The sequence below is a fragment of the Bacillus xiamenensis genome (assembly GCF_000300535.1).
In the GTDB taxonomy this organism is placed as follows: domain Bacteria; phylum Bacillota; class Bacilli; order Bacillales; family Bacillaceae; genus Bacillus; species Bacillus xiamenensis.
This window is the reverse complement of sequence record NZ_AMSH01000042.1, coordinates 21,855-29,870: the sequence shown is the minus strand read 5'-3', so window position 1 is coordinate 29,870 and position 8,016 is coordinate 21,855. Positions and strand designations below refer to the sequence as shown.

At 40.7% G+C, this 8,016-nt stretch carries 7 protein-coding genes and 1 riboswitch; of the genes, 1 reads left to right on the top strand and 6 read right to left on the bottom strand.

What is annotated here, in order from left to right:
* Positions 1-97: 97 nt before the first annotated feature.
* Positions 98-682: an ECF transporter S component gene (locus BA1_RS13020; RefSeq protein ID WP_034739409.1), complete on the bottom strand. Its 585-nt coding sequence runs from the start codon at positions 680-682 to the stop codon at positions 98-100.
* 146 nt (positions 683-828) lie between these two features.
* A riboswitch (FMN riboswitch) is annotated at positions 829-961 on the bottom strand.
* A gap of 287 nt (positions 962-1,248) precedes the next feature.
* Here BA1_RS13020 and serA point away from each other — a divergent pair.
* On the top strand, positions 1,249-2,823 hold the full coding sequence (serA, locus tag BA1_RS13015) for a phosphoglycerate dehydrogenase (RefSeq protein WP_008359725.1): 1,575 nt from the start codon (positions 1,249-1,251) through the stop codon (positions 2,821-2,823).
* 35 nt (positions 2,824-2,858) lie between these two features.
* Here serA and BA1_RS13010 read toward each other — a convergent pair whose 3' ends face one another.
* The 5 genes from BA1_RS13010 to BA1_RS12990 form a co-directional block, all read right to left on the bottom strand.
* The gene (locus BA1_RS13010) at positions 2,859-3,506 is read right to left on the bottom strand and encodes a peptidoglycan DD-metalloendopeptidase family protein (RefSeq protein ID WP_008359722.1); all 648 of its coding nucleotides are present in this window, start codon (positions 3,504-3,506) and stop codon (positions 2,859-2,861) included.
* 152 nt (positions 3,507-3,658) lie between these two features.
* A complete protein-coding gene (locus tag BA1_RS13005) occupies positions 3,659-4,765 on the bottom strand; it encodes a hypothetical protein (protein ID WP_034739403.1) in 1,107 nt (368 codons plus the stop codon).
* Entirely contained in the window at positions 4,677-5,285 is a 609-nt protein-coding gene (gene sigX, locus BA1_RS13000; protein WP_008359718.1) for an RNA polymerase sigma factor SigX, read from the bottom strand. The genes BA1_RS13005 and sigX overlap by 89 nt, the downstream gene beginning before the upstream one ends.
* Before the next feature lie 203 nt (positions 5,286-5,488).
* Positions 5,489-7,270, bottom strand: a complete 1,782-nt coding sequence (locus BA1_RS12995) for an ATP-binding protein (protein WP_008359717.1) — start codon at positions 7,268-7,270, stop codon at positions 5,489-5,491.
* Positions 7,267-7,989 carry a response regulator transcription factor gene (locus tag BA1_RS12990; RefSeq protein WP_008359715.1) on the bottom strand — a complete coding sequence of 241 codons (723 nt, stop codon included), beginning with the start codon at positions 7,987-7,989 and terminating at the stop codon, positions 7,267-7,269. The genes BA1_RS12995 and BA1_RS12990 overlap by 4 nt, the downstream gene beginning before the upstream one ends.
* Between the last annotated feature and the right edge of the window lie 27 nt (positions 7,990-8,016).

Sequence of the window (8,016 nt, the reverse complement as noted above, 5' to 3'; positions counted from 1 at the left end):
CTCATAGAACTCAAAAAATAATACAAATTGCGAAAATAAAGATCATTTTAGCCCTTTGTCAACAATCTAAAGCCCCTTATACAGGGGCTTTTTTATATTAACTATTTTGAAGTCGTCGTTTATTTTCAAACCATGGACGCATTTTCACAAAAATGAAGCTAAATACGATGGTAATGATAATTCCTTTAATAAAGTTAAAAGGTAAGATCCCAGCTGTAATGGTCGTTCTGAGCGCATGATCTGAAAGCTCAGGTGCATTTAAAAACCATGTGTAAGCGGGAAGGAATAAGAAATAATTTAAAATACTCATCATGACAGTCATGAGAAGTGTTCCCATGATCATTGACCATGCCATGCCTCTTGCTGATTTGATTTTTTTGAACATAAAAGCGACGGGCAAAATGAATAATGTGCCTGCAATGAAGTTGGCTACTTGCCCAACAGGAACACCGGACATACTGCCCTGGATGAGGTAATGCAGTACATTTTTTAAAGCTTCAACGGCAATCCCTGCACCCGGCCCATAAATTAAAATCGCAATAATCGCCGGAATATCGCTAAAATCAATTTTTAAATACGCTGGAAGCCCTGGAAAAGGGAAATCCAATAAAATTAAAACAAACGAAATACTGCTAAGCATACTTGTTACGACTAATCGTTTTACTCTACTTTGATTCAACATTCTCTCTCCTTTTCGATCAAATCTTTCGAAAAGAGGATTGTTCAATTTTAGCCACAAAAAAACCGCTCTGAATACGTACACAGGAGCGGGAAATTTAGGCTACACAAATAAACGTATAAACAGACATGTTTTCAACGTTTATGAACCTCCATCTTCTCCCATCCAGACTATACTGTCGGCTTCGGAATCACACCGAATCCTGCCAAAAAAGGCTCGCGGGCTTAGAGACAATGCCTCATCACCGCCGGTAGGGAATTACACCCTGCCCCGAAGATTGATCATTATTCAATTCGACATCATTATATATGATATATGAGCATTTGTACAGATAAAAATCCTGAGCAATTTCATCAGTTTTAAGAAATCGTAAAAAACGTAAAATTTATAATGACAAATGCGTATAAATTGGTTATCTTTTGTTTAAAGGTGTTCATTCTTTATAAAGACACCAATAAATGTTCGTGTTTTCTTTTTCGCTTTACTGCTTTAATTTGATTGACACAGTGAAAAGGAATATGGTAAATTATCAGATATTTATGACGTTTATTTTAGGAGGAAATCTTACGATGTTTCGAGTATTAGTCTCAGATAAGATGAGCAATGATGGTCTTTTACCACTTTTAGAAGCAGATTTTGTTGAAATTGTCCAAAAAAATGTAACAGAAGCCGAGGATGAATTACACACGTTTGATGCCTTACTTGTCAGAAGTGCCACTAAAGTGACAAAAGAACTTTATGAAAAAATGACTTCATTAAAAATTGTGGGCCGTGCCGGTGTGGGAGTCGACAACATTGATATTGATGAAGCAACAAAACACGGCGTCATTGTCATCAATGCACCAAATGGAAATACGATCTCAACAGCAGAGCATACGTTCGCCATGATCTCATCTCTCATGCGCCATATTCCTCAAGCCAATATTTCTGTTAAATCAAAAGAATGGAACAGAGGTGCATATGTCGGTGCTGAGCTTTATGGAAAGTCACTTGGGATTGTTGGTTTAGGCAGAATCGGTAGCGAAATCGCTCAGCGAGCAAGAGCATTTGGTATGACTGTAAACGTGTTTGACCCGTTCCTTACAAAAGAACGTGCAGAAAAAATTGGTGTCAATGCAAAATCACTCGATGAAGTGCTCGAAGTATCAGATATTATTACTGTACATACACCATTAACAAAAGAAACAAGAGGACTGCTCAATAAAGAAACGATTGCAAAAACGAAAAAGGGCGTTCGTTTAGTGAACTGTGCACGCGGTGGTATTATTAACGAAGCTGACCTTCTTGAAGCACTTGAAAGCGGCCATGTCGCAGGGGCTGCACTCGATGTATTCGAAGTAGAACCACCTACTGATAATCCGCTTGTGGATCATCCAAACGTCATTGCAACTCCGCACCTTGGTGCATCTACAAAAGAAGCGCAATTAAATGTGGCGGCACAAGTATCTGAAGAAGTGCTTCAATTTGCAAAAGGACTGCCTGTCATGTCATCTATCAATCTGCCAGCGATGACAAAAGACGAGTTCAAAAAAATTCAACCGTATCATCAATTTGCTGGAAAACTTGGACGTCTTGTCTCTCAATCCATGAGAGAGCCTGTAAAAGAAGTGAGCATTTCCTATGAAGGATCGATCTCAAAACTTGAAACATCGTTTATTACAAAAAGTCTTTTGTCCGGCTTTTTAAAAGAGCGTGTAGACTCGACGGTCAATGAAGTAAACGCCGGGATGGTAGCAAAAGAACGCGGCATTAGCTTTAGTGAGAAAATTTCTTCTAGCGAATCTGGTTATGAGAATAGCATTTCAATTGAAGTCAAAGGTGACCTTTCAACCTTTACTTTAAAAGCAACCTATATTCCGCATTTAGGGGAACGCGTCGTCTCTATTAATGGATTCAATATTGATTTTTACCCTGATGGACATCTAGTCTACATTCAGCATACAGACGCACCTGGTGTGATTGGTCAAGTAGGTAAGATTTTAGGCGACCATGATGTGAACATTGCGACCATGCAAGTAGGACGTAAAGAAAAAGGCGGCGAAGCCATCATGATGCTTTCTTTTGATAAGCATCTTGAAGATGAAATTGTCCAAAAATTAACTGAAGTGCGTGATATTCTTTCTGTACGTCTGATCGACCTATAAAAACGATCGTAAACCTCATGCTTTTGCATGAGGTTTTATTTTGTTGAAACGATTAATCGGTCACCCGTTCGAATGAAATGAGTTGTCAGCGCATTGATCTTTTTCAATTGATCAACGGTCATTTCATGTGCCTGAGCAATGGACCACAGGGTGTCCCCTTGTTGAATGACATATGTATGTTTTTCATGCCCGTTTACATGAAGGGCTGGCTCTTTAAAACGATCCCTCGCAATGACTGTGAGCGGATCTACTGCATCTTCTTTGCTCACTGACCAATTGCCCTTGTGTACTTCAAAATGCAAATGAGTGCCTCTAGAAGCGCCTGTGTTGCCAATGATGCCGACTGGCTGTCCTGCTTGTACCTGATCACCGCTTTTAACAAAGCGCTCGTGTAAATGGGCATAGACGGTTTCATATCCATTTGGATGGCGGATAAACACGACTTCTCCATAAGTAGCAGATACATAGGAACGAGTGACTACCCCTTCGCTTGCAGCAAAAATTGATTCGCCTTCTGGCGCAGCAATGTCTAATCCCTTATGCGCGCCGCCTCTTGTCCCAAATAAATCGGTGACTTCCCCTTTTATTGGTTCCACCCATTCGGTTGTTTTCTCAGCATGGGCAAATGGCGATAAGATCAAGAACAAGAAACAGCTGGCACATATGAAACAATACCTTTTCATCAGTGACTTCCCTTCTTTGAAGTTCTTTTCATGACAGCTTAGTATACCGCAAGGATGCCCTTTTCTATACATGAAAAAAAGACAAAGGGCTAAAATCAGCAACATTTTAGCCCTTTGTCAACAATCTGAAAGAACGCAATAAATTGCGTTCTTTAACGATCTTTGATGACAACTGGATTTGGCAGCGCCGGTACTTCTAGTGGTTCTTCTAATTCATAGGGCCCTACTTGATCTGTCCCTGCATTTTGAATCGTGACATCTTTAAAACCAAAATCTTTCGCTGTGAGCAGCAGCCCTTCAATAAGTAGAATATGATCAATTGAGTCCGTTAATTGTACTGATGCTCCAAACGTGACGGTCGCATGTTTTCCTTTTGATGTCACATCTTTAATAGGTTCTTCTTTAATGAGCGGATCTAATCCTGCGTCACCTGTCTGCTTCATTGCCTTTACCGCATCCTCATAAGTTTCATAACGACTTTTTGAGGGCACCAAAAATGTCCCGCTCTTATTCTCTAATACGAAGTAAGCGTGCTTTGTTTGTTTATCAATTGAAATGGTGCCAAGACTTCCATTAGCACCTAATTGAAGATGAGAGCCTTTGACAGACTTGACCTGCACTTGCTTATATTGACTCCATTTTAGTGTTTCTTTTACCATGTCTTTAAAGCGGTTGGCTTCTTTTAATGTATCAAGAGACAAATCATTTTTCAGCTGAAAAACCAGCGTATCCCCTTTTGCACTAACCTCCACCATATCCATATAAGTTTGAAGCGGTTTTGTCATCTCAGGCAGCTGCACCTTTTCATATGTGTCAAGCAATGCTTGCACATGGTCATGCTCATTTTCTTTTTCAATACTAATTGGGACAACTTGAGAAGTCGATTCATCTATGTATGCAATCGTCATATACTTTTCCTTGTCAGCTTTATAAACAACATGCGAAGGCTCATTTTTGTTTTTTACCGCCTCTAATGTTGCATTCACCTGCCCTTTGTCAGCATTCGATCCCATTTTCACTTTCTTTATATCTTGAGCGGCTGGCTGAAAGAAATGAGGAGAAATCAAAAACGCCATAAATAGAACCACAACGGTTGCTACCGCTGGACCGATCCATCTGACACTTTTCTTTTTCTTCCCGCTTGCCATCAGCATTTGCTGGTAAATCTGCTTAGATGAACGGTTGTCCTCCACCTTTGGAAGCTGACTTAGTAACACCTTGATTCGTTCTTCGCTCCAATCGGACCTGTTCGTTTTCATTCAATAGCTCCTCCTTCAAAAGCTCCATATGTTTTCGGAGCACTTTCAGTCCTCGGTGCTGCGTTGTTTTGACTTTGCTTTCCGAGAACTTTAGCGCCTTTGCCGTCTCCATGATTGAGTAGCCCTGGATAAACCTTAAAATGATGACAGCTCTTTGATCTATGGTGCAATGATCAAGTGCGGCATAGATTTCTTTTATATTTTCATCCTGGACAGCCAATTCATCCGGGAGCAAGTCTGGGTCTTTTACATCCTGCTTATCCCAATCAAACGTGCCTAGCACACGTTGTCTAATGGTTTGCTGTTTGCGAAACCAGTCAATTGCCACATGCCTTGCAATTGAAAACAGCCATGTTTTCTCGCTGCTTCTTCCTTCAAAAGTTTTATATGAGTGAAGTACCCGAATGTAAACCTCCTGAACGAGATCCTCTGCCTGATTTTTATCTTTTACCATATAAAATAAAAATTGGTACAAATCTTGATGGTACGAATCATATATTTTTTGAAAGGTTTCATGCATAGGAAACCCCTCCGTTCACTTATTTTTGTCGAGTGACTCTTGCAAAACGTTACATTACAACTTTATGACAAATATATTACAAGATCGACCATTTGGAAAGGGCTTTTTGTTTAACTTCTCCTTAAAAAAAGAAAACATAGAAAAAACACCTCTTTTTCTGACGAAAAGAAGTGTTTCTCATGTAACAAGATTCTTCGTCAAGATTAGACGAGTTCCTGCTTTTTTTTCGGAATATAGAAGGTGAAGTGTGTACCTGTTCCTGCTTTGCTGTGTACATGAATCGTGCCTTGGTGTGCCTCTACAATGTTCTTCACAATGGCAAGGCCTAGCCCCGTACCCGAGCGTCCTCTAGTTCTTGCTTTATCCGCTTTATAGAACCGCTCAAAAATAAATGGCAGATCCTCTTCAGGAATGCCGCTTCCTGAGTCTTTCACATCCACCTTCAGCCCATTCTCCACCGATTGAACAGAGAAGTGGACCTCTCCGCCCTCTGGTGTATGACGAATGGCATTATCAATCAGATTGGTCAAAACCTGTTCAATCTTATCTGGATCGAATACAAAGTGCGGTTCTTCTACTTGAATCTCATATGTGAGATGAATTTGTTTTTCTTTGGCAATCCCAAGAAACTTTCGGTAAATTTTCTCAGTCAGTTCTTCTGTATCAGTTGATTCAAGATTAAGCGTAATATGACCAGCTTCCATACGTGCCAGATCTAGAAGGTCATTTACAAGGCGCCCCATTCGAAGTGATTCGTCATAGATAATTTGCGCAATCTCTTTCTTTTCTTCTTCTGATCCTGCAATGTCATCGACAATGGCCTCACTATAGCCTTGCAGCATAGCAATTGGTGTGCGAAGCTCATGACTGACATTGGCAATGAAGTCTTTTCTCAGCTTATCAAGTCTTCTCTCTTCTGTCATATCACGGAGTACCGCAACCGCACCTCTCACGTTCTGCTGATTATAAAGCGGAGACATCAGGAGCACCCAAGTACGCCCTTGCAGCGTGACTTCGATCATTTGCTCTTTTTCCGTGCTGACGGCTGTATGAAACAATTCTCGCGCTTCTGGCGGCAGTTCATCTCCATCTTTGATCTTCATGTTTTGCTCGTAATACCAGGCCTGCAAAAATCTTTCGGCAGGCGGATTTGTCATGAGGATGGTTCCATCAATATTGATGGTGATGACACCATCAGCCATACTGCTTAGGATGTTGGACAAATGTTCTTTTTCTTGATTTAAGGCTGTAATATGAAATTTCAGCTGTTTCCCCATTTGATTAAAGGCGATGGCCAGCTCTCCAATTTCATCTTGCGTTAATATAGGAATCTTCGTATCAAATTTCCCCTTCGCCAAATCTTGTGCTCCCTCTCTCATTTTTCTGAGAGGATAGGTGACACGTGTCGATAAGAAGAAAGCGAAAATAGTGGTCAGAACAATTGCAATTCCGGCAGCGAGGAAAATATACCGCGTCGTATGTTTCGTTGTTTGTTCTACAGCGAGGAGTGATTGGGAAAGAAAGACCATGCCTTTCTTTCCGTTCGCCTCATAAGGAACACCTACTACAATTCGCTCATCCTTTTGATTGCCTGTACCAGATTCTGCTCGTTTGCTGATTTTTTTTCGTTCTTTCAGCGCTTTTTTTAAATCTTTGTCTGCTTCAATTTGTTCTTTTGTTATCGCTGGAAGCTTTCCGCCTTTTTCAGACGAATACCATTCTAGTCCATCCTCTTGAACAATCGCAATACTCGTCAATTTGTCAGCGAGTTCTGATGTAATAGACCTTGCGAGCAATTGATCCTCATGGCTTTCTAAAATGACTGCCACTTTGTTTGCCATTTGTGTTAAATCAGACTTTGCTTCTTCTACATGATAATTCTCAATGAACTCTAAAAGAAGCACAGTTAAAATCGATAAAACAATGAGGACGAGGAAAAGAATGGTTAACCATAGCTTTCCTACGACACTTTTCCACAGCTTCATTCAGCGCCGACCTCAAATTTGTACCCGACACCCCATACTGTCACGATTTTTTTCGCCGCTTCTGGTGACACTTTATTCAGTTTTTCTCGAAGTCTTTTGACATGGGTATCCACCGTTCTCAAATCCCCAAAGAATTCATACTGCCACACTTCTTTTAGAAGCTTCTCCCTGTCATAGACCTTATCCGGCGTTTTCGCCAGGAAGTATAGAAGTTCATATTCCTTTGGCGTGAGGCTGACTTCTTTTCCATCAGCCGTTACCCTGTGTGCATCATGATCAATGGATAGATGAGAAAACACAAGAACATCTTTTGTTGTTGTGCCAGTATTAAGATACGATGTTTGAGACGACCTTCTAAGCAATGCCTTTACACGTAAAACTACTTCACGCGGGCTAAAAGGTTTGACGATATAGTCGTCCGTTCCCGCCTCGAATCCTTGGACACGGTTAGCTTCCTCACCTTTTGCTGTCAGCATAATGATGGGTGTGGCTTTTTTATCTCGAATTTGATTACACACTTCAATCCCATCTGTTCCAGGCATCATTAAATCGAGCAGAATGAGGTCATAATCCGTTTGAAGCCCTTTTTGTATCGCCTCATCCCCATTTTCCGCTTCATCAATCTCATAATTTTCTCGTTCTAAATACATTTTTAAAAGGCGGCGAATTCTTGCCTCATCATCTACGATTAATATTTTCGTTTGAGTTGTGTGTTCCATTAGACAATCCTCCTGCTTTCTCCGTTG